At 71.3% G+C, this 20,154-nt stretch carries 22 protein-coding genes; 10 read left to right on the top strand and 12 right to left on the bottom strand.

What is annotated here, in order from left to right; genetic code table 11:
* Positions 1–34 precede the first annotated feature (34 nt).
* The 4 genes from ACTWO6_RS18820 to fxsA all read right to left on the bottom strand — a co-directional run bounded on the left by ACTWO6_RS18820 (position 35) and on the right by fxsA (position 6,399).
* Positions 35–1,225: a hypothetical protein gene (locus ACTWO6_RS18820; protein WP_446215142.1), complete on the bottom strand. Its 1,191-nt coding sequence runs from the start codon at positions 1,223–1,225 to the stop codon at positions 35–37.
* 76 nt (positions 1,226–1,301) lie between these two features.
* Positions 1,302–2,312, bottom strand: coding sequence for a hypothetical protein (locus tag ACTWO6_RS18825; RefSeq protein WP_446215143.1), 1,011 nt, complete (start codon positions 2,310–2,312; stop codon positions 1,302–1,304).
* Positions 2,313–2,324: 12 nt separating this feature from the next.
* A complete protein-coding gene (gene fxsT / locus ACTWO6_RS18830) occupies positions 2,325–6,230 on the bottom strand; it encodes an FxSxx-COOH system tetratricopeptide repeat protein (RefSeq protein WP_446215144.1) in 3,906 nt (1,301 codons plus the stop codon).
* On the bottom strand, positions 6,217–6,399 hold the full coding sequence (gene fxsA / locus ACTWO6_RS18835; protein WP_406045068.1) for an FxSxx-COOH cyclophane-containing RiPP peptide: 183 nt from the start codon (positions 6,397–6,399) through the stop codon (positions 6,217–6,219). Before fxsA ends, fxsT begins: the two co-directional genes overlap by 14 nt.
* A gap of 292 nt (positions 6,400–6,691) precedes the next feature.
* Between fxsA and ACTWO6_RS18840 the strand changes: the two genes are divergently transcribed.
* From ACTWO6_RS18840 to ACTWO6_RS18850, 3 genes are read left to right on the top strand one after another with little or no spacing between them, the layout of a single operon-like run.
* Complete coding sequence (locus ACTWO6_RS18840) at positions 6,692–7,891, top strand: FxsB family cyclophane-forming radical SAM/SPASM peptide maturase (RefSeq protein ID WP_446215145.1); 1,200 nt, start codon at positions 6,692–6,694, stop codon at positions 7,889–7,891.
* 8 nt (positions 7,892–7,899) lie between these two features.
* Entirely contained in the window at positions 7,900–9,210 is a 1,311-nt protein-coding gene (locus ACTWO6_RS18845) for an HEXXH motif domain-containing protein (RefSeq protein ID WP_446215146.1), read from the top strand.
* 33 nt (positions 9,211–9,243) lie between these two features.
* Entirely contained in the window at positions 9,244–10,029 is a 786-nt protein-coding gene (locus tag ACTWO6_RS18850; RefSeq protein WP_446215147.1) for a hypothetical protein, read from the top strand.
* Positions 10,030–10,124: 95 nt separating this feature from the next.
* Here ACTWO6_RS18850 and ACTWO6_RS18855 read toward each other — a convergent pair whose 3' ends face one another.
* Positions 10,125–12,185 (bottom strand): beta-propeller domain-containing protein, encoded by a 2,061-nt coding sequence (locus ACTWO6_RS18855; RefSeq protein WP_446215148.1) that lies wholly within the window; start codon positions 12,183–12,185, stop codon positions 10,125–10,127.
* Between the two features lie 218 nt (positions 12,186–12,403).
* Here ACTWO6_RS18855 and ACTWO6_RS18860 point away from each other — a divergent pair, with 218 nt between their 5' ends.
* The 4 genes from ACTWO6_RS18860 to ACTWO6_RS18875 all read left to right on the top strand — a co-directional run bounded on the left by ACTWO6_RS18860 (position 12,404) and on the right by ACTWO6_RS18875 (position 14,486).
* Positions 12,404–12,562 carry an SDR family NAD(P)-dependent oxidoreductase gene (locus tag ACTWO6_RS18860; protein ID WP_446215149.1) on the top strand — a complete coding sequence of 53 codons (159 nt, stop codon included), beginning with the start codon at positions 12,404–12,406 and terminating at the stop codon, positions 12,560–12,562.
* Positions 12,547–12,948 carry an SDR family NAD(P)-dependent oxidoreductase gene (locus ACTWO6_RS18865; RefSeq protein WP_446220698.1) on the top strand — a complete coding sequence of 134 codons (402 nt, stop codon included), beginning with the start codon at positions 12,547–12,549 and terminating at the stop codon, positions 12,946–12,948. The genes ACTWO6_RS18860 and ACTWO6_RS18865 overlap by 16 nt, the downstream gene beginning before the upstream one ends.
* Before the next feature lie 264 nt (positions 12,949–13,212).
* Positions 13,213–14,157: a DUF6454 family protein gene (locus ACTWO6_RS18870; protein ID WP_446215150.1), complete on the top strand. Its 945-nt coding sequence runs from the start codon at positions 13,213–13,215 to the stop codon at positions 14,155–14,157.
* A gap of 173 nt (positions 14,158–14,330) precedes the next feature.
* On the top strand, positions 14,331–14,486 hold the full coding sequence (locus tag ACTWO6_RS18875) for a hypothetical protein (protein ID WP_446215151.1): 156 nt from the start codon (positions 14,331–14,333) through the stop codon (positions 14,484–14,486).
* Positions 14,487–14,563: 77 nt separating this feature from the next.
* Here ACTWO6_RS18875 and ACTWO6_RS18880 read toward each other — a convergent pair whose 3' ends face one another.
* Both ACTWO6_RS18880 and ACTWO6_RS18885 read right to left on the bottom strand, forming a co-directional pair.
* Complete coding sequence (locus ACTWO6_RS18880; protein ID WP_446215152.1) at positions 14,564–15,211, bottom strand: DUF2461 domain-containing protein; 648 nt, start codon at positions 15,209–15,211, stop codon at positions 14,564–14,566.
* 181 nt (positions 15,212–15,392) lie between these two features.
* Positions 15,393–15,557: a hypothetical protein gene (locus ACTWO6_RS18885; RefSeq protein ID WP_446215153.1), complete on the bottom strand. Its 165-nt coding sequence runs from the start codon at positions 15,555–15,557 to the stop codon at positions 15,393–15,395.
* Between the two features lie 126 nt (positions 15,558–15,683).
* On the opposite strand from ACTWO6_RS18885, the gene ACTWO6_RS18890 reads away from it, so the two are divergent.
* Positions 15,684–16,451 carry a maleylpyruvate isomerase family mycothiol-dependent enzyme gene (locus tag ACTWO6_RS18890; protein ID WP_446215154.1) on the top strand — a complete coding sequence of 256 codons (768 nt, stop codon included), beginning with the start codon at positions 15,684–15,686 and terminating at the stop codon, positions 16,449–16,451.
* An 82-nt stretch (positions 16,452–16,533) separates the two neighbouring features.
* Here ACTWO6_RS18890 and ACTWO6_RS18895 read toward each other — a convergent pair whose 3' ends face one another.
* Positions 16,534–16,929: a nitroreductase family deazaflavin-dependent oxidoreductase gene (locus ACTWO6_RS18895; protein ID WP_446215155.1), complete on the bottom strand. Its 396-nt coding sequence runs from the start codon at positions 16,927–16,929 to the stop codon at positions 16,534–16,536.
* Between the two features lie 113 nt (positions 16,930–17,042).
* Between ACTWO6_RS18895 and ACTWO6_RS18900 the strand changes: the two genes are divergently transcribed.
* On the top strand, positions 17,043–17,912 hold the full coding sequence (locus ACTWO6_RS18900; RefSeq protein ID WP_446215156.1) for an NAD(P)-dependent oxidoreductase: 870 nt from the start codon (positions 17,043–17,045) through the stop codon (positions 17,910–17,912).
* A 55-nt stretch (positions 17,913–17,967) separates the two neighbouring features.
* On the opposite strand, the gene ACTWO6_RS18905 is transcribed toward ACTWO6_RS18900, so the two are convergent.
* On the bottom strand, positions 17,968–18,318 hold the full coding sequence (locus tag ACTWO6_RS18905; RefSeq protein ID WP_446215157.1) for a PRC-barrel domain-containing protein: 351 nt from the start codon (positions 18,316–18,318) through the stop codon (positions 17,968–17,970).
* Positions 18,319–18,745: 427 nt separating this feature from the next.
* Between ACTWO6_RS18905 and ACTWO6_RS18910 the strand changes: the two genes are divergently transcribed.
* Positions 18,746–19,021, top strand: a complete 276-nt coding sequence (locus ACTWO6_RS18910; protein ID WP_446215158.1) for a hypothetical protein — start codon at positions 18,746–18,748, stop codon at positions 19,019–19,021.
* A 29-nt stretch (positions 19,022–19,050) separates the two neighbouring features.
* Here the strand turns inward: ACTWO6_RS18910 and ACTWO6_RS18915 are convergent, their stop codons facing one another.
* From ACTWO6_RS18915 to ACTWO6_RS18925, 3 genes are all read right to left on the bottom strand, one after another.
* Positions 19,051–19,191, bottom strand: a complete 141-nt coding sequence (locus ACTWO6_RS18915; RefSeq protein WP_157746464.1) for a hypothetical protein — start codon at positions 19,189–19,191, stop codon at positions 19,051–19,053.
* 313 nt (positions 19,192–19,504) lie between these two features.
* The gene (locus ACTWO6_RS18920; RefSeq protein ID WP_446215159.1) at positions 19,505–19,756 is read right to left on the bottom strand and encodes a hypothetical protein; all 252 of its coding nucleotides are present in this window, start codon (positions 19,754–19,756) and stop codon (positions 19,505–19,507) included.
* Positions 19,753–20,043, bottom strand: coding sequence for a DivIVA domain-containing protein (locus ACTWO6_RS18925; RefSeq protein WP_446215160.1), 291 nt, complete (start codon positions 20,041–20,043; stop codon positions 19,753–19,755). Before ACTWO6_RS18925 ends, ACTWO6_RS18920 begins: the two co-directional genes overlap by 4 nt.
* Between the last annotated feature and the right edge of the window lie 111 nt (positions 20,044–20,154).

Genomic DNA, 20,154 nt, shown 5'->3' on the forward strand with positions numbered 1-20,154 from the left:
GCGCACACCGCACCAGTTGGAGCGGCACCCCGGGTCACCGTTCCGGTTCGAGCGTCCTGGTCGAGGGGATCTCGCGCATGTGGGGCAGCCCGGTCGGGTCGGTTTCCGGCCGCGACGGCGCCGCGTCGGGGCGCCCGGGCGGTCTGTGCCGGTCGAGCAGCACAGTGGCCAGCGCGTGGATCGAGTTGATCACGACGATCGCGGTGGCGACGACCCCGACCGTGCCGGGGAAGTTCCGCTCCAGCACGAGGGCGAGGATCACAGCGGTCAGCCCGTTCTGCTGCCCCCAGGCGAGGTAGCGCCGATCGGCCGTTGGCAGGCCCCGCGAGATGGGTGCGGAGACCAGCAGGTGGGCGGCGACCGCCGCCAGGCCGAGCACCACTCCTTCGACCACGTCGACGCCCTGCACGAGCAGCAGGCCGAGCAGGAAGGTGGCGACGAGGTAGGCCGCCTGGGTGGATCGTCCGACGACGGGGCCGAGGCGTGGCCGGAAGAAGAGCCCGGCGATCGCCAGGCCGAGCATGAGGAACTGCCAGGCCGCGAAGAGGACGAGCACGATCAGCAGGGCGACGGCTGTCCAGCGCAGGGTCGACCGGATGCGGGGGCCGACGGCGGCGTCCTCCCGAAGGCCGGCGGCCAGCAGCAGCCGCCACAGCAGCCAGGTGAGCGCGGCGAAGGCGAGGTTGGCGCCCAGGCCGAGAAGGAGGTCGAGTGGACGGTTGCCGAGCATGCCGGGCGCGCTACCGCTGGCGCCGCCGCGCAGGTCCAGCGCGATCGCGGAGAAGTAGACGGTCAGCAGGACGGTCACCGGGTCGTCGAACGAGGCCCAGATCGACAGGATCGAGCGGGCCCGGGGCGAGGTGCGATCCGGGCGGCTCATCGCGGCCACCGCCAGCGGGTCGATCTGCGCGACGGCCACGCCGAGAACCAGCATCGCCGGGTCGCGGAAGATCAGGAACATGACCCCGGCGATGAGCGCCGCCTTGGCGATCACCCCGACCGTGACGGCGAGCAGCACCGTGGACAGGTGGGCGCGGACGTCGGCGAGGCTGATGTCCCGGGTGCTGCCGACCAGCCCCACCGCCAACAGGGTCGCGGCGAGCAGAAGGTACGCCGGGGAGCTCTCCAGCCCGTGCAGGTCGCCGGCCCATGCCAGCAGCAGGCCGGCCAGGCCGGCGCCGACCACGGCCGCTGATCTTGCCAGGGCGATCACGGCCATCCTCATGACGAGTCGACGCTGGTTGATTCGTACGGAGGATATCGTGGCCACGAACTGGATCGATCACGAACCACGTGGCGATTCAGGCCGAGTTCTCCATGAGCTGCCGCGCCACCGTCCACATGGTGTGATCCGCCTGGCTGACCGCATCCTGGTCGAGGGTGACCCCGACAAGGTAGTCGTCCGGGGAGAGCCGGTAGTAGTAGACCGCCCCCATCTCCACGTCGAGCACCAGTCGCGCGACGTCGCCGGCCACGGCCCGGCGCAGGTCCCGGCTGACCTGCAGCACCAGCAGCGACAGGTCGCCGGCGAGGCGCCGGTAGCGCGTGCGGCGGTCGGCCACGGCGACGCCCCGGTTGAAGAACGCCTCCAGCTCCGGGTGCTCCAGGATGTCGACCGCCGCCGCCTGCTCCCCCAACCGGTGGTGGCTGAGGTAGTGCAGCCCGGCGGGCCGTAGCGCCGCGGCGAAGATCCCGCCGGGACCCGTCGACCCGCGCACGTACGGCGGGAAGGCCGCACCGGACGATACCTGCAGGTCCGACGGCGCGTCCCCGTCTCCGGCGGTCAGCCAGCCGCCGGGATTCTGCGACCGCTGCCGCGTCAGCCGGCGCAGGTCGGTGGCGAGCCGGGCGGCGGCCCGGTCGATCTCGCTCACCCGGGCCGGGTCGGCCACCGCGCCGGCAGCGGCGTCCGGGACCGCTCCGAACCCCACCACGTGCTCGCTGCCGACGACGGAGTTGCAGAAGACGAGACCGGCCCGGGTCTGGACGACCGTCCGGATCAACGCCCCGCTCTGCAGCTCCCACAGCCGCCGGTTGAGCTCGGTCGCGCGGTACACCAGCTGGGCGCCCACCCGGCGGTGGGCATCCCGGCGCTGCCGCGGATCGGCGTCGTCGACCGCGGGCGGAGCCGACCCGTGCGCCAGCAGGTCCAGCGCGAAGTCGAGCACGCCGGCGGTGTAGTGGGCGACATGGTAGACGCCGCACCCACTGAGCAGCAGTCCCCGGCACAGATTCCGCTTCTTGAGGAACCCTGGGACGTCCTGCTCGGCCGACTCCTCCACCAGGGCGTCGAGCAGCTGCGGATCCGTCACCTCGTCACTCCCTCAGCTCTGCGGCACATCGATGTCGGTGTCGGTCAATGCGGAGAGACCGGCGTCGTCGACGCCGTCGCGCAGCGCGAGGATCGCGGCCAGGTTGGCGGCGGCATCGGTGCTGCACGGGTGGCGCCGGCCGAGGTAGCGCAGGCAGGTCAGGTGCGACTCCTCCTGGATCCGGAAGGCGTCGTCCAGGTCGCCCCGGGCGGCCAGGTGGCCGGCGTGGGCGGTCATCGCCGTCAGGGTCCAGGGGTGGGCGTCATCGAGTCTGGTACGCAGCGCGCGCAGGCCTCGTTCACCGTCGCGGACAGCCTGGTCGTACTCGCCCACGCCGCGCTGGAACAGCCCGAGGTTGACCGAGCAGATCGCGGTGAACGGGTGGCCGTTCTCCAGCTGCCGCTCGTAGCCGCGCAGGCAGCGGATGGCGTGTTCGACGGCGATCCCGGCGTCCCCGGCCCGGTAGTAGTCCACCGCCATGCCGAGCAGGCTTCCCCGGGTGAGCGGATGGTCCTCGCCGAGGTGGTCCCGGTAGCCGCGGAACGTCTCGGTGCTGCGCTTCTTGGCCGGGATGGTGAGGCCGAGCCGGCGCTCGGTGACCGCGAGGCTGCGGTTGACGCGCAGCTCGTCGAGGTGACCGGCGGACTGCAGCTCGTGGATCCGCTCCAGCGCCTCGCGCAGGGTGGCCAGCGACAGGTCGTATTCGCCGACCTCCCGCTCGAAGGTGCCCACCTGGCACGACACCCGCCAGGTTCGCGGATCCTCCGGTCCGAACAGCGACATCCGCCGGTCGCGTTCCTGGCGGGCCAGCCGCAGCGCCTCCCGCGCGTCCCCGGTGAGCAGGAAGGAGATCGCAAGGTTGTTGACCGCCATCCGGGTGTTGGGATGGTCGTCGCCGACCACCTCCTGGAAGCCGGTGAAGGTGGCCTGGTCCTCGACCAGGGCGTCCTCGAAGCGGCCGAGCCCGCGCAGGTCCCCGCCCCGGCCCCGGCCGGCGATCAGGGTACGGAAATGCTGCAGTCCGTAGTGGCGGCGTTGCTCGCTGAGCACCCGCTCGTCGAGGCGCAGGGCATCCTGGTAGTGGCCCAGTGCCCGGTGCAGGTTCGCGGTCTGGATCAACAGCCGCATGGTCAGCTGGTCGAAGTCGCCGGTGGCCGTCCACCGCTCACACGCCGGCCGCGCCAGCTGCAACGCGGACTGCCACGCGTCGCTGTCGTTGAGCAGGAACAGGTAGCGGATCTGCTTGACGACCCAGTGCCGGACCTGCCGGTCGTCGGCTTCCAAGGCGCCGGACGGCACGAGGTGCCGTTGCAGTTCGTCGAAGATGTCGGCGTAGCGGGGGTCGTCGGCCTCCGGGTCGGTCGGCGCGTACCCGGCCAGGCCGTGCAGGACCTGGCGCTGCCGCTCGCGCCGCTCCGGCTCGGGGATTCCCTCGCGCAGCAGGACCTGGATGGCTCGGTGCATCCGCAGGGCCGCGCCGTGCCCCCAGTCGACGTCGTACAGCGCGAAGCGCGCGCCGACGGTCAGTACGAGATCTGTCTCTCCGGCGTTGAGCAGTAGCTCCTCCGCGTCGACGTCGGCTGCCACGGCGAGCTGGGTCAGCATCGACGTCGACCGCAGCAGGGGCAGCCCGATGCCCTCGGGCGAGAGGAACGCGCTGAGTTCGGCCAGGCGGATCGCCAGCGCGCCGAATTCGGTGTGCCGGAGGGTGGCCAGCGTGATGTCCAGGACCCGGGCGACGGTGGCGGTGTGCGATCCGGGGATCCGCTCGGCCGGGTCCTCGTCGGGGCGCTGGCGCAGCCGGGCCAGCAGTTCGACGACGCACCGGCTTACCGCTTCGAGGTTGGGTACGCCGTCGCGCTCCAGGGCTCTGGTGCTCTCCCGGATCCAGGCGGTGGCGAGCCGCAGGGCCAGCGGCAGGTGCTCCAGCGCGACCGCGATGGACCGCGCGTCGTCGGTGCTGATTCCGAGCACCCGCCGCAGCATGGCGACGCTCTCGTCGCCGGTGAACGCCGCAACCTCCAGCGGCGAGGGCAGGTTGGAGGATCCGTCGTCCCGCGAGGTGATCAGCACGTGCCCGGCGCCGGGGCGGGGCATGAGCCCGGCCAGCACATTCGCGTCGTCGGCGTTGTCGTAGATCAGCAACCAGCGGGCAACGGCGCCGCGGGGACCCGACAGCGCCGCCAGGGCCGCCTCCGCCGCCCCTGCGCCATCGACGGCGTTGATCTCGTCGGCCAGCTCACCGAGACCCGCCTGGACCGTCTCCCGGTCCTGCGCCGGGATCCACCAGACCACGTCGTAGTCGTAGGCGAAACGGTGGGCGAACTCGCGGGCGAGTTCGCTCTTGCCGACACCGGCGCCTCCGCTGAGGGTCACCGGACCGCTGTCGTCGGTCAGGTGGTCGCGCAGCCGTTCGAGGTATTCGCCGCGGCCGACGAAGGACTCGTTGCGCGGCGGCAGGTTGGTCCGCAGCCGGCGGTCCGAGTCGGCCGGGAACCGCGGTGCGGCCCGCAGGTCGCCGGCGGGCTGGGCGGGCGCGATGAGACCGAGCCGGCTCAGCAGCAGCGACTGCGCCCGGGCCGCATCGGCCGCCCGCAGGTCGACGACCCGGCCCGGGTCGACCCCCTGCTCCGGCTCGCGGCCGGTCGCCAGCACGCCGAGCACCTCGGCGGCGTCGGCGCCCGCCGGCGGGGCGGAGAGTCCGGCGCCGACCGCGCGGAGGACGCCCGGGGACAGGACGCCCAGGACGGTGGTGTCCGCCCCGAACACCGGCTGGGCGCCGGGCCGCACGGCGCGGCGGTGGACGCGAACGCTGGCCCGCCGCAACTGGCCGCCGATCCAGTCGGCCCACGGCCGGTCGACGGGGTCGTACAGCACGATGAAGTCGTCCGCGCTCTCCGCCCGCTCCAGCAGCACGCCCCGCCGGTAGCGGCGGCGGATCCGCTCCGGCACGGCGGCCGCGCGTACGACGGCGCCCCCGCTGATCCAGGCCGCCATCCGCTCGTACGACGCCAGCAGGCTGGTCTCGTCGCCGGGCGTGTCGGCCAGCACGGCCAGCACGTCGTCGTAGGTGTCGTACGCCTGCTCGGGTACCTCAACGATCTCCACGGACGGCGCCGCGCCGCTGGCGGATTCGTCGAGCAGCTTGGCGAAGGCCCTGCGGGCCGAATCGCGGGCCTCGCCGTACCAGGGCTGGCTGAGGTCGCGCAGCGTCGGCGCGGCGAGCACCCGGATGCCGCCGGTGGCCTGCCGCTGGAGCTGACCGGCGAGCTCGGCCGCCTGCTGCATCGCCTGGCGTCGGGGCGGCATGCAGACCACCGCGACGTCGCTGAGCACCGCGGCGTAGGTGATGCCGGGCAGGGTGAGGTCCACCGGGGTGTCGATCAGGACGTAGTCGTACGCCGCGTGCTGCAGCAGCTGCCGGACCCGCGCCGGGTCACCCTCGGGTGGGTCCTCGGCGTCGGCGCCGACCCCGACCATGGCGAACCCGAAGCTCGACCCCGGCACCGCGTACCGGTAGAGGGTGCCCTGCTCCGGCGCGGGCGGGGCGATCACCGCGGGGGCCCGGTGCGACGGCCCGTCCGGGTGCGGGCTGATCAGGGTGGCGAGCTCCGCGCCGAGCACGCCGGCCGCCGGGACGGCGTCCACCTGGAACGAGCGCAGGTAGTCGTAGACCCTCGGTGTCCTGGCGCACCAGTCGACGGCGAGTACCCGTCTGCCGTTTCCGGCCAGGATCCAGGCGACGTTGGCGACAGCGCTGCTGCGCCCGGTGCCGTTGGTGGGTGACACGAAGGAGACGATGGTGCAGGTGCCCGGTGTCTCGTCGCTGCTGCCGTTCATGGCCCTCCCGGGCGCGGGGCGGTGGTGCGGGACGCCGGCCAGGGTGGACGGGCCGCCCACGGGGTCAGTCGTCGCCATCGAGGGCACTCTCGAAGCCCGCGTACTGGTCACCGGGAGCGGCGCTGCGGCGTTCCAGCCGGCGCAGCGCGGCCACGAGAACCGCACGCGGCAGGGCGTCGAGCGCGGCGAGATCCACATCGGTGAGATCGATCAGATCGGAGCGCAACACTTCCTCCCCGGTGTCCATCCCCCGATCACCGCCTGTCTGCGTCTCACACCACGGTCGCGTGCCACGAAGCCGGACATCGACCGGTGGCCAGATCCGCTGCGTGTGCTCATGATAACCGCGCATCGCACATCACCCGTGGCCTGCGGCGACGGCGCGCATTCGGGCGCTCCGGGCCGCCCCGGTCTAAACAGGACACCGGCACCGGCGGGCGACCGGGCCGACGACGGCCGGCCGAGCGGTGCGCGTCGATGTATGCTGGGCGTCTTCAACGGTGGCCGGATCGGCCGCCGACATGACGGCGGAGCGTCTGATGCCCGGACCCGATGACGGCCACCGGCCGGCCGGCGGCACGGTGTCCCGCCTCGCGCGTCCCGTCGCGTTCCGACAGTTCGTGGTCAAGCTGCACAGCCGATGCGACCTGGCCTGCGACCACTGCTACGTCTACACCACGACCGACCAGCGCTGGCGGTCCCTGCCGCGGTCCATGCCGGACCGGGTGCTCGGCTGGACGGCGGAGCGGATCGGCGAGCACGCCCGAGCGCACCGGCTCGACCGGGTGGACATCATCCTGCACGGTGGGGAGCCGCTGCTGGCCGGGGCGGCCCGGATCGAGCGGGCCGTGGGGGCGATCCGGCGGGACGCCGCACCGGTGCCGGTACGGGTGACGGTGCAGACCAACGGGACCCGGTTGGACGAGGGGTTCCTGCGCCTGTTCGATCGTCTCGAAGTGCGGGTCAGCGTCAGTCTCGACGGTGACCGTGCCGCCCACGACCGGCACCGGCGTGGACCCGACGGGCGGGGCAGCCACGACCGGGTCGAGGCGGCGCTGCGTCGGCTGACCACGGGATACCAGCACTTGTTCAACGGTCTGCTGTGCACGGTCGACCTGCGCAACGAACCGGTCAGCACGTACCGGAGCCTGCTGGCGCACCGGCCGCCGGCGGTCGACTTCCTGCTGCCGCACGGCACCTGGAGCGCTCCCCCGCCCGGCCGGCCGGCCGACCCCCGGCAGGCGCCGTACGCACAGTGGCTGATCGCGGTCTTCGACGAGTGGTACCACACACCCGGGCAGCGAACCCGGGTCCGCCTCTTCGACGAGATCATCCAGGTGCTGCTGGGCGGCAACTCCCGGCTGGCCGGGGTGGGCACCAGCCCGGTCGCGGTGGCGGTGGTGCAGACCGACGGCGCCATCGAGATGGACGACACCCTCGGCGCCGCATACGCCGGCGCGGCCCGGACCGGGCTGCACGTGGCCCGGGATCCGTTCGACGTCGCCCTCGGCCTGCCGGCGATTCGGGCGCAGCAGGCCGGCGTGGACGGACTCTGCGCGAGCTGCCGCGCCTGCGACCTGCACCGGGTGTGCGGCGGAGGGCTGCGGACGCACCGGCACCGCGTCGGTAGCGGCTTCGACAACCCGTCGGTCTACTGCACCGACCTGTACACCCTCATCGGCCACATCCGGCGCACCGTGCGCCGGGACGTGGCGGCGCTGCGGGCGGCGTCGCGGTGAAGCCGCCCGTGCACCGGTTGCCGAGGTCGGTCCTCGACGAACTCTGCGCCGGCCGGGGCGGGGTGGACGGCGTCGAACGGTTGCGGTCGGCGCAACGCAGCAAGACCCTGATGCTGGTACGGGCGCTGGTGCTGCTGCTGCACGAGACGGAGCATCCGGACCGGGCGGCGGTCGAGGCGGCGTACCGCGTCCTGGTGAGGATGCCCGCAGACGACGGGGCGGCGGCGCTCTGCCATCCTCCGGTCGCCGCGTGGGCGTTCGGCACCGCGTCGCTGCTGCGGCGGGGCGACCGGTCCGCGACGTACCCGGGCCTGCTGGCGGCGGTGGCGGTGGCTGCGGCCGTCCGATCCGGCAGCGAGGCTGACCTCGACGTCCCGCTCGCCCCCAGTGCGCCGGGCCGACTGGACCTGCCCGGCCTCGGCACGGCGGTGCTCCCGGCGCACGCGACCCGGGTCCGGGTCCGGTGCGTCGGCGGGCGGGCAGAGGTGCACTGCGCGGGCGAGCGGATCGAGATCGGCGACGGCCGGTCGGCCGACCCCCGGTGGCTGCCCGTACCCCGGCTGCATCTCGCGCACGACGGGCTGCCGCTGTCCCTGCTGCTGGACACCCGGACGTGGCGGCACGTTCCCGGGACCGGCGCGGGCCACCGGGTCGGCGGCGGCAGCACCGATCCGGACCGCTGGCAGCAGCGCCTCGACGGGGCGTGGCGGATCCTGGTCGACGGTCACCGGCCGATCGCCGAGGAGATCTCCGTGGCGTTGCGCGCACTGATGCCGATCCCCGCTCCCCGAGCCGGGACCCGAAGCGGCACCTTCCATCACGCTTTCGGGTCGGTGGTCATGTCGATGCCGCCGGACTCCCGGTCTGCGGCCGTCACGCTGGCGCACGAGATCCAGCACCTCAAGCTGGCCGCGTTGACGGACTTGTTCGCGTTGGTGGAGCCGGGGCCGCCGGAGTTCCACTACGCACCGTGGCGGACGGATCCCCGGCCGCTGGACGGTCTGCTGCACGGCGCGTACGCCCATCTGGGAGTGGCGGGCTTCTGGCGCCGGCAGCGACGGATGGCGCGTACCCGCGCCGAACGGCACCGCGCCGAGGTCGAGTTCGCGCGGTGGACCAGGGCAACCGGTGACACCGTACGGATGCTGGGCACGCAGCGGCGGCTGACCGCCGTGGGCCGGCGCCTGGTCGACGGCATGGCCGGTGTTCTCGACAGTTGGGCCCGGGAGCCGGTCACGCCGGAGGCGGCGGCCGAGGCCAGCCGGCTGCTGGGCGCGCACCGGGCCCGCTGGGAGCGGGCACCGGCGCGAACGGGGTGACACCGGGCTTCGCTGGTCCACTACGCTGGATCCATGGGGGAGGGTAACGATCAGACCACCCGTCGTGAGTGTTTCGTCATCGCGCCGATCGGCCCAGAGGGCTCCGAGATCCGCAAACGCAGCGACCAGATCCTCAAGCACGTCATCCGCCCGGTGGTGGAGGAGCGGGGCTTCGTCGCCGTGCGGGGCGACGAGATCGAACGCGCCGGCCTGATCACCTCGCAGGTGCTGGACCGCATCATCCAGAACGACCTGGTCATCGCCGACCTGACCGACCAGAACGCCAACGTCTTCTACGAGCTGGCGGTCCGGCACGCCCTGCGCAAACCCTTCGTGCAGTTGATGGCGAAGGACCAGCAGCTCCCCTTCGACGTGCAGGGGATGCGGACGATCCTGGTCGACCACACCGACCTCGACAGCGTGCACGCCGCCAAGGAGCAGCTCGGCCGGGCCATCGACGCGATCAACCGGGACGCCGACATCGTCACCCCGATGTCGGTCGCCCTCACCCTGCAGGACCTGCGCGGATCGTCCAGCCCGCACGAGGCCGGCCTGTCGCAGATCATCGAGACGCTGCCGCAGATGATGGACATCCTCCAGGACCTGCAGCGTCACCTGGGGACCGGCAGCTCCGGCGGCGGGTCGGACGACGACGACCACCGGAAGCTGCGGACGCTGGTCGAGTCGCTGGCCGCCCGGGGCGGCGTGACCGAAGAGGAGCTGACCGGCCTGCTCGGCGGAGCCAGCAGCAAGTTCGAACGGTGGGTGGATCACCTCATCCAACGGGTGAAACGGTCCAACCACCACCGAGCAGCCTGAGGGTTGCCGCCGACCACCTGCTCCTGACCGGCATCCAAGCGCTCCCCGCGGGCCGCGGGCGCAGGCTGGTCGAAAGGGCGTACACGTCGTCCGGGTCACGCCGTACGCAGCCAGCCGAGGGTCTTCATGGTGGAGAGGCTGGTCGCCTTGAGGCCAGCGTCGGAAACGGTCCAGAGCACTCCGTCGACCACCAGTGACCGGCGGATCGGCGCCAGATCCTCGGGACGCCCCGTGCCCAGCGTGTGGTCGACCGTGCCGACCTCGGTGAACCCGCCGTCGCCGACCCGCAGGGCCAGCGCCACGTTGCTCGGCAGGCCCGGGCTGCCCAGGTCCTTCACCGCACCAGGTTTGCCCACGGCGCCTCTGCCGTAGACGGTCAGTGGGACCACGACCAGGCCTTCGGCCGGCCAGTAGAGGAACGCATGCGGGTCGAACTCCGCCTCGGAGTGCCCCTGCTTGACGTGATACTGGGCGATCCGGGTCGGCTTGGCGGGATCGGAGACGTCGAAGAGCGAGAGCTGGGTGCCCTGGACACGGCCCCGGTCGGACGCCTCCTGCCCGACGCCGAGCAGCCGTCCTTCGCCGGCCGGGTGCAGGTACGCCGAATACCCGTTGATCTTCAGTTCGCCGCTCACCTTTGGCGCCGTCGGGTCACGCAGGTCGACGGTGTAGAGCGGGTCGGTCTGCCGGAAGGTGACGACGTACCCGGTGCCGCCGACGAACCGTACGGCGTGGATCCGTTCCCGCTTGCCCAGTCCGGTGACCTTGCCGACCTGGGTCAACGTCGTGCCGTCGGCGCGCAGGACGTACACGCTGGACGTCGAGTCGGGCTTGTCGCCCCAGGTACGGCCACTGGTGGTGGCCACTCGCAGGTGTCCGCCCCACTCCGACATGGCGTACTGGTTGATCAGCCAGCCCGGTACGGACGCGGCGGCGAGGTACCGCGGGGCACCCGCGCCCGAGGTGTCGAACTGGTAGATCTCGGTGGTCTCGTCCTTGGGATCGGGTGCGACGTTCCGCGCGGTCGGCATCGGCAGCACCCGCCAGCGCTGGTCATTGGCGACGTACAGCCGGGGTCCGTTGCTGTAGACGGTGTCGCCGTCGGCGATCACGGTGACCGGGTCGCCGGCGCCGATCGTGGCGACACCGAGGTCGAAGCTGAGCACGGTCACCAGCGACGTGCCGGAGTAGCTGGCCGGCCGGCTCACCCGGTCGCAGCCGACCCGTCCGGTGCTGGTTCGCCCGCCGGAGGTGACCTCGTACCGGGGCAGCCAGTCGTCGGCGGTCGCGTTGTCGATGACCTCGCGGTTGGCGGCGGTGCGCTGCTCGTCGGTGGCCTGCTCCCGGTACGGGAAGCTCAGCCGCGGCGCGGAGCGGACCACGACGCGGACCGTCATGCCCACCTGGCGGGCGTCCACCAGATTGCCGTCGATCCGGTATTCGCCGATGACCTCCGGCGCGCCGGACAGGTCGACCATGACCAGCCGGGGACCGACGATGTCGTCCGGCATCGGGGCAGTGCCCCCGTCCGCCGGAGCGGGGCGCCCGCCTCCCTCCGGGACGGCGGGTTTCGCCATCCCCGCCCACCCCTCGCGGAGCAGCACCAGCGCTCGGTCACCCTGTAGCAGCAGGCTGTCTTCGGCCCCGCCGAACCCGTCGGCACCGGGTGCCAGTTTCAGTTCCCCGGTCAGCTGGCGGGTGGCCGGGTCGATGACGTAAAGCTTGCCGTGGTGGACGGCGACGATCCGCTTGCCGTCGGTCTTGACCAGGTCCGGTTCGTCGACCCCGGCCTCGTGCGTGTTGGTGCCCGAGTAGCCGGGGGCGGCAGCCCCGGCCGCCGTGTCGCCCTGAGCTGCCGCGTTGGCCCCGGGCGCCGCATCCGCCCGCTTCGCTCCGGCGGGCGCCCCGGCCTGTTCCGCATTATCGAAGGTACGCATGTCCCCGTTCGGCCCGAACCCCCAGGGCCCGACGTACGCCTTGGCAGCCGTCTTGAGCTGCTGCAGCGCCTCCGCGCAGGAGTCGAACGCGACGAGCCGGAACCCGCCGGCCGGCACTCCCCGGTCGCGTGGTGGCGCGGGGGCCCGCTCCGCCGTACAGCCGCTGAGCAGGGCCAGGCTGGCGACCAGGGCCAGCCCCATGAATCGGGCTGGAGTCATGACTCGGGGAACGCCGGTGGCGTCCGTTCGACGGTGTGCGTGGATGCTGCTACCTGTCATGCGTCCTACGACGTGTCTGCCCCGGCCTGCGTTCCCAAGTCCCGGGCAGACACCGCGTTGAGTGGTTGACCTGGCGTGCGGTGCGCGGGTCGGTCATCATCGGCCGATGCGTATCGACGCGTGGCGGAACAGGAACGGGCGCTGAAGGGAGAAATCAGATGGGCGCGCTCAAGGATCAGGTGGCTCTGGTCACCGGCAGCTCCCGCGGGATCGGCGCCGCCATTGCGGCCACCTTCGCCAAGGCGGGCGCGCGGGTCGTGCTCCCATCGAGGACATCACGGAGGAGAGCTGGCGAGCCGACATCGACCGGAACCTGACCAGCGCCTTCCTGACCGTGAGGTGCTTCCTGCCGGGCATGAAGGTGCGCCGGAGCGGCAGCATCATCACCTTGTCCTCGGCCTCTGGGCGAAAGCCGAGCGGGCACACGCTCGTCGCCTACGGCGCGGCGAAGGCCGGCGTGCAGATCTTCACGAAGGACCTCGCCGCCCAGGTCGGCCCGTACGGCATCCGCGCCAACTGCCTCGCCCCGGAGACCATCCTCACCGAGAAGAACAAACAGTGGATACCGGCCGACACGCAACGCTCGCTCGCCGAGTCGCTCGGTCCGGTGGACAACGTCTTCCACCTCGGCCTGGGCGTCTTCGCCCTCGCCGTGACCGGAGCGAACTCCGCGCGTCGACCTGCCGAGCTGCCGACCGCGTGATCCGGTTCAATTCCCGCAATCGCTGACCCGATGGCGTCTACTACAGACACTCGGGGCGCTGCCGCCGCAGGTGCCCTGCCTTTCGCCCGAAGCACGCGCTCGCAACCCTGCGGCGCCGACGTCTGCCGCCGGGTAACGAGGGCTGCGGCCGGCGACCAGTTGGCGCGGCCCTGCGCGGACATCAGATCGCCGCCGCAGCGCCACTGCCCGGTCATCTCGGTCGTGCACGCTTCGCGTCGGTTCATCTACCTCGAGGGGAAACCGATGCGACGCGCTCATATCGCCGTCCTTGCCGGGTCCGTCATTGCGGCGGTCGCCATGGTCGCCACGTCTGCCCAGGCGACGGAGCAGCACCGAGACGACGCGGTCACGGCCGCCTTCGCGAAGACCACGCGTTCGACCGCCTGGCAGCAGGTGCAGAAGATCCCGCTGCGCTTTCCGACGTACCACCCGCAGGGCTTCGCGCTCGTCGGCGACAAGATCTTCATGTCGACGGTCGAGATCATCGAGCGGCCGGTGCCCTATCCGCAGCCCGTCGATGGATACGACCGCACGCCGGGCAAGGGTGTCGGGCACGTGCTCGTCCTGGACCGACAGGGCAACCTGCTCAAGGACGTGCAGCTCGGCCAGGGCACGGTGTACCACCCGGGCGGCATCGACTTCGACGGCGAGTCCGTGTGGGTACCGGTTGCGGAGTATCGGCCGAACAGCCAGGCGATCGTCTACCGGCTCGACCCGCAGACCTACCAGGTCACCGAGGCGTTCCGGGTCGCCGATCACATCGGCGGGGTGGTCCGGGACCGGGTGAGCGGCAAGGTGCATGGCGTCAGCTGGGGCTCGCGCACCGAGTACTCCTGGACGCCGAACGGCCAGCAACTGAGCAAGCAGGCAAACCCGGACCACCTCGTCGACTACCAGGACTGTGACTACAGCGGCTGGCAGAAGCAGATCTGCTCCGGCATCACCGGGCTGCCGCGTTCGGATGGCGGAAGCTACGAGCTGGGCGGACTGGCCCTGCTGGACCTGCAGGACAACCGGATCCTGCACGAGATCCCGTTCCCGAAGTTCTCCACGGCCGGGCACGTCGTGACGCGCAACCCGGTCGCGCTCGAGGTGGCGGGCGACAAGCTTCGGCTGTTCGCCGCGCCCGACGACGACGAGGAAGTCGCCGGCACTGAGCTGCTGGTGTACGAGGCCCCCATCGGCTGACCCTGTTCACGGGCACCAGCGGCGCCGCACACACGAGGGCTCTTTCCCGCGACCCAGCGGGGAAGAGCCCTCTGCGGGTCAGAGGTCGGCCTCGGCGAGCGGGTTGCGCTCGCCGGCGGACGGATCGAGTACGGCGTCGACCGCAACGCGTTCCGGCTCCAGGCCTGGCTGCCATGGCCGACCTGAGCCGGCCGATCCGGCTGGCCATCGTCGACGATGACCCGCTGGTGCGGGCCGGGCTGCGCATCCTCCCTCGGCGGCTCACCCGACATCGAGGTCGTCGCGTCCAGGTCGCCCTGCTCATCCACGATGCCGAGCTGCCCTGGTAGGCGCGGGGACGACACCGGAGGCGCCGTGTGACCGGACCCTTATGACTGAGAGAAGCTCGTTGAGCTGCGGGACGGGCTCAGCGCTCCCGCGCTGGCATTGTGGCAGGTCCCACGTGCCGATCGAGCCAGTCGCCGAGCGGCCGCGTTGTGTGCAGGAACTCCACGATCCGCCGCTTGGGCGCGGCCGTACCCAGCCAGCTGGCGACCGGCCACTGTTTCCAGGCAACCAGGCCCTTGTTGCGGAGCAGGTCGGCCCGCGGGTGATCGCGCGGATATCCCCGCGGCGCGGTCTTGAGCGTCTCGTGGCCACGGACCTCGATCTGGTGGCGCTCAATCTCCGCAATGATCTTTTGCAGCTCTCCGCCGCTGGCGTCGTCGGCCACCGCCCGGCGGTACCGCTCCAGCTGGTCGGTGGCCATCATCCACATCCCGTTGCCGGCGGCCAGGCCATCGGCGGATAGCTGGACGTACCCGCGGTGCTCAAGCACCGCCCCAATCGCGATCTTGTACGGTGATTTGTCGGCGCTGAACCGGACGTCTCGATTCGGCCGGAAGATTTTGCCCTCGCCGAACTCGGGCTCCAGCTCGGCGAGCAGCTCCGTCATCGGAGCCCGCACCTGATCGTCGTAGATCGTCTTGTGCGCAGTCCAGTATGTCTTTGAGTTGTCGGCCGCAAGTCCCTCGTAGAACTCCAGCGCCTCGGCTGGCCATCCCTTGAACACCACGATGCCGAGGCTATCGCGCGGACCCGTAGTCGGCGGGATGGTTGATGCGTGCGCGGTGGGCGCCTCGGTGGCCCTCTGCACCACCCTCAGCCGCCACGCGGTCACGTCGAGAAGGGGACGGACTCAACCCAGCAGCCGGCCAGCCAAGCGCTCACCAGTAATTCGTTGGCAGCCGGAGGCGTTACGCCACCCGGGGCTCGGCCGCCAGCATCGCCACGATCCGGCGCCGGTGGGGATCGCTGAGCGCGTGCAGGACGGCGTCCAGGCTCATCTGCGCCCGCGTCGGCTCCGGCAACCAGTCCCCCATCGCCACCCCATCCTGCTGGATCTCTCCGCGCTCGACCAACCGTTCACCGAGTAATCACCGGCCCCGACCTGCTCGACGTCGCCCGCCAACTCGTCGCGGCCGCCGGGCGCGGGAGGTGAAACATGCCGGAAACTTTTCCATCGCGTTGCCCTCTAACATGCCGGCATGCCGACACACCTGAGCATGGAAGATCACCTTGCGGCTCTTGTCCGCAGCGGCGCCGCCCTGCGCGAGGCGGCTGCCGCAGCTGGGTTCGATGCAACGGTCCCCACATGTCCCGGTTGGGATGTCACCGAGCTGGTGACCCATCAGGGCATGGTGCACAGATGGGCGGCGGCGAACCTGCGCGGCGACACCGACCACGACACCTCAGCTTCACAGGCCGAGGGCAAGGCTGCCGCCGATCTGCTCCGCTGGTACTCGGACGGCCTCGCCACCCTGGTCGATACATTGCACGCGAGGGCGGAGGACGCCCAGGCGATGGTGTTCCTCAAGGACGCCCCACCGCCGCGCCGATTCTGGGCGCGGCGCCAGGCCCACGAGACGACCATCCACAGCGTTGACGCGATCTCGGCCGTGCATGGACGGTGGCCGGGCGCGTCGGACGTGGACATCGATCCGGTGCTGGCTGCCGACGGGATCGATGAGCTTCTGACCGGCTTCATCACCCGAGGGAAGGGCCGGCTCCACTCGGTCGAGCCGTACAGCGTGATGGTGAGGACCGACGACACCGGTCACGCCTGGATGGTACGGATCAGCGAAGGCCCGATCGTGACGACGCCAGGGGAGGCCAAGCGGGCGGACGTGGTGTTCTCCGGCACCGCGGTGCAGGTCTACCTGAGCCTCTGGAACCGGGCGGACGAGATCGCCACGGAGGGCCGATCCGACGTCGTCGACCAGTGGCGATCACAGATCCAGATTCGCTGGAGCTGACGTAACAAGACCACCACCTCGTACCAGGCGGCGGTCACGGTCGCCGCGCTACTGCAATGGTGGTAACCCTTTGACGACACGCCTAATCGACGTGGTCTGCGTCGGGCGCGGTTCGGAGATAGAGGAAGTCCGTCACGCCGATCACCCCGACGAGCTGGCGGACGACCGGCGGCATGTCCCGGCGGGTGGGGTCGGGCACGAGGCGGGGATCGGTGAGGGGCACTCGCCGGCCGCGGATCTCCAGCTCACAGCCGCCGGCCGCCAGCACGTTTCTGGCCCAGTCGGTGACCCCGTAGGTCAGCGCGGCGACGTAACCGTCGGACGTCCGGAAGATGTTGATCGGCGTCCGGTACTCGCGACCGGAGCGGCGGCCCCGATGGACGATGACGCCGAAGCCGGGCAGCCACCCGGCCAGCGGACCGGTCACGCGGTTGGTGACGACCCGGTTGAACCGCGCCAACCGTCTGGGTAACACCATGCCCACCATGTTCCCCCAAGCGCGATCGAAGCGTCGGCCATCGTCTACGAACGCATCTGAGGTGAATCGGCACTGCATGCGGCAATGCTCAGGGAAATTGGCAGGATGGGGCCATGGCCACGGTCGCTGTGATCGGTCTGGGTGGGATGGGTAGCCGGATGGCACGCCGGCTGCTCGATGCCGGCCATGACCTCGTTGTCTGGAACCGCACACCACAGCGAGCCAGCGATCTTGTGGCGCGTGGCGCCGTCGCTGCCGGCAGTCCGGCAGAGGCTGCCCGCCGCGCCGACATGGTGATCACCATGCTGTCCGACCCGGCCGCGCTCGAAGAGGTGGCCCAGGGCCCGCAGGGCGTCCTCGCCGGTGCCACCGCGTCGACGACGCTCGTTGAGATGTCCACGGTCGGGCCGGCTGCCGTGCGACGGTTGGCAGGGATGCTGCCGGATGGCGTTGGCCTGCTCGATGCACCGGTGCTGGGCAGCGTCTCGGAGGCCGAGTCGGGTTCGCTGCGGATATTCGTCGGAGGGCCGGAGCCGCTTGTCCAACGGTGGATGCCGGTGTTGGGCGCGCTCGGCTCGCCGCTGCATGTCGGGCCGCTCGGTGCCGGCGCGGCCGCCAAACTGGTCGCCAATTCGACCCTCTTCGGGGTGCTCGCTGTTCTCGGTGAGGCGCTCGCTCTCGCGGACGGGCTCGGGCTGCCGCGGGACATCGCGTTCGAGGTCCTGTCCGCGACTCCCGTCGGCTCGCAAGCGGATCGGCGGCGGCCAGCGATCGAGTCCGGTCAGTTCCCGCTGCGGTTCGCGCTGTCACTCGCCCGTAAGGACGTCGATCTGGTCCTGTCTGCCGCCGAGTCGGCAAGTGTCGAACTGCCGGTCGCGGCCGCCGCCCGGCAATGGGTCGTGGCAGCCCAGGAAGCCGGCCTCGGCGACCGGGACTACTCGGCCGTAATCGCGCACATCACCGACGCTGCCCGATCAGCCTGAAACCCGGCCGTGCGACCGGCCCGTCAAGTGGCGGTTGAACTCCGGCTGCACGGATTCAGCGGGGTCGGCTCAGCCGCTGCCAGGCGCGGCGCAGGTCCGCCTGCACCGGGTTGTGAGCCTCGTCCTCGACCACTCCGGCCGGCGGGTCGTCGCCCGGTTCGTGCATCTCGGCACCCGGTACCGACAGCACGACGCCCCGCTCGTACAGGTCGGCGATCTGCTCCCGGTGGGCGAAGCGGTGGGACTGGTCCGGCCCGGGCGGTGCCACGATGACGCCGTGGAAGATGTCCTGCCGTTCGTCGGCGACCACGTGCTCGACCACGCCGACGGGTGCCGAGTCGACGTCGTAGACCCGGGTGCCAACGGCGAGCGCGAGGTACGAAATCTTCGCGCCGAGATCCTCCACGACGTTCACGGTACCCGCCGCCTGATCACCATGGGCCCGATCACGGTGGCCGGTCTGGCCATGACCAGGACTGCCGGCCGCCCCGATCGTCAGGCTCAGGCGGAAGCTGCGCAACCCATCTCGGTGAGGATCCCGGTGGCCTGACCAAGCTCGATCAGGTAGCCGTCCGGATCCCAGAGGTAGCACCGGATCTCCACGCCGTGGTCCTTGGCTCGGTCAGGAACTCGCCACCCCGTGACCGTCACTGCTCATAGACCGCGCGGACGTCGGTGACGCGGACATTCATCGCGCTGCTGAGCGTCATCGCCACCGCTCGCCCCGGCGCCACCACCGACTTCGTACGACAGCTGGGCGCTGCCGAGGCGGTGGACTACACCGCCGACCTCAGCGGCCAGGTCCGGGCGCTCGCCCGGACGGCGTACCCGCGGTGGTGCACCTGGCCGGCGACGGCGCGCAGCTGGCCGGGCTGCTCACCCCCGACGGGCGCCTCGCCTCCACCATCGGCTTCGGCCCCGACCAGCACCCGGCCGCCACCTCGATCATGGCCAGCCCGGAACCGGCGACCCTCGACCGGCTCGCCAGCGACGTCGTAGCCGGTCGACTGCGCGTACCGATCACCAGACGCTATGACCTGGCCGACGTGCCCCAGGCACTCGCCGACTTCTCCGGTGCACTCGGCAAACTCGCCAGCACCGTTCCCTAGCTCGCGCGAGCGGCGGTCGTACCGTTCTTTCAGTGGCCAGTTGGCGGGATCGCCGAAGGTTTGTCCGCATGCTTGGCCTTCTTCGCCGCACGCTTTTCCTTCAAAGTCATGGCTGGCTTCTTCATACTGCTCTTCTGGGGAGACTTGTCGGACATGTCGACCTTTCCCACACAATGTCAGGATGGCGGTCCGCTGCGGCGACTTCGGTGCCCTGCCAAATGCGATCCGCCGGACGAAACCATGAACAACAGGCGATGCCCGGCGGTTGGCCACCCTGAGTCAAGAAACATGGTCAGACGACCACGTCCCCTAGCCTACTCCAACAGGACGTTGTGACCGTGGTCCTCGTCCACGCCGGGCATCGCGGTCACCTGCGCTTCCCCAACGTTCCTCGGCTGGTCGATGAGATCCACCGCGCTACGGAAGCAGACCAACCCGACGCGGCCAGCGACGTGACGGACAACCGACACGCCCGCGGAGTTGTCAGCGGCGCAGCCGGCGGGTGCAGGGGCCGTCGTGGTCGGTGCGGAGCAGGCAGCGCCGGCCGCCGGGCATCAGCAGGTCGCAGTAGACCCGATGCCGTACGTTCTGGTCGTCCTCGGCCGAGACGGTGGTCTCCCCCGGGTCGGTCTGCGGCAGGACGAGCAGCCAGCGGCCGACCACCCGGGCCAGGCGCTGCGCGGCGGGCAGGTCGTTCGCGACGACCGGCAGGTGGATGACGTACCGCTGGGTCACCGCTCGTTTCCCCGGGCGCGGGCCTGGTCGGACTGCCAGCGGCGCAGCGCGTCCTTGATGACCGCGGTCTGCCGGCGGCTCGCGGCCAGGGCCGCGTAGACGGCGGCCAGGTCGCCGGCGACCCGGTCGAGGAAGGCGTACACGTCGTCGGGCTCAAGGCCGCGGCGTCCGAGCCCGGCCAGCTTGAAGCGGCGCTCGCGCACCTGCCACGGCAGCAGACTGGTGTACGCGCCGGAGCGGTAGGTCGCTGCGCTCCCCCGCGGCGGTCGCTGATTGCGGACGCTCACTCGCTGGCCTGCCTCTCGTCGTGATTGGAAGGGGTGGGCCACCCGCCCTCCCCGCACGGGCGGACCCACCCCGCCCTGCCACCGCAGCTTCGATCAGCGGTACGGCACCAG

The sequence above is a fragment of the Micromonospora sp. IBHARD004 genome (assembly GCF_052814115.1).

Coding starts and splice junctions, on each gene's coding strand:
- ACTWO6_RS18900 (WP_446215156.1), top strand. CDS start 17,043: ATGGCCACGGTCGCTGTGATCGGTCTGGGTGGGATGGGTAGCCGGATG.
- ACTWO6_RS18820 (WP_446215142.1), bottom strand. CDS start 1,225: ATGAGGATGGCCGTGATCGCCCTGGCAAGATCAGCGGCCGTGGTCGGC.
- ACTWO6_RS18875 (WP_446215151.1), top strand. CDS start 14,331: ATGGCCGACCTGAGCCGGCCGATCCGGCTGGCCATCGTCGACGATGAC.
- ACTWO6_RS18890 (WP_446215154.1), top strand. CDS start 15,684: ATGCCGACACACCTGAGCATGGAAGATCACCTTGCGGCTCTTGTCCGC.
- ACTWO6_RS18870 (WP_446215150.1), top strand. CDS start 13,213: ATGCGACGCGCTCATATCGCCGTCCTTGCCGGGTCCGTCATTGCGGCG.
- ACTWO6_RS18840 (WP_446215145.1), top strand. CDS start 6,692: ATGCCCGGACCCGATGACGGCCACCGGCCGGCCGGCGGCACGGTGTCC.
- ACTWO6_RS18855 (WP_446215148.1), bottom strand. CDS start 12,185: ATGACTCCAGCCCGATTCATGGGGCTGGCCCTGGTCGCCAGCCTGGCC.
- fxsA (WP_406045068.1), bottom strand. CDS start 6,399: ATGGACACCGGGGAGGAAGTGTTGCGCTCCGATCTGATCGATCTCACC.
- fxsT (WP_446215144.1), bottom strand. CDS start 6,230: ATGGCGACGACTGACCCCGTGGGCGGCCCGTCCACCCTGGCCGGCGTC.
- ACTWO6_RS18895 (WP_446215155.1), bottom strand. CDS start 16,929: ATGGTGTTACCCAGACGGTTGGCGCGGTTCAACCGGGTCGTCACCAAC.
- ACTWO6_RS18860 (WP_446215149.1), top strand. CDS start 12,404: ATGGGCGCGCTCAAGGATCAGGTGGCTCTGGTCACCGGCAGCTCCCGC.
- ACTWO6_RS18850 (WP_446215147.1), top strand. CDS start 9,244: ATGGGGGAGGGTAACGATCAGACCACCCGTCGTGAGTGTTTCGTCATC.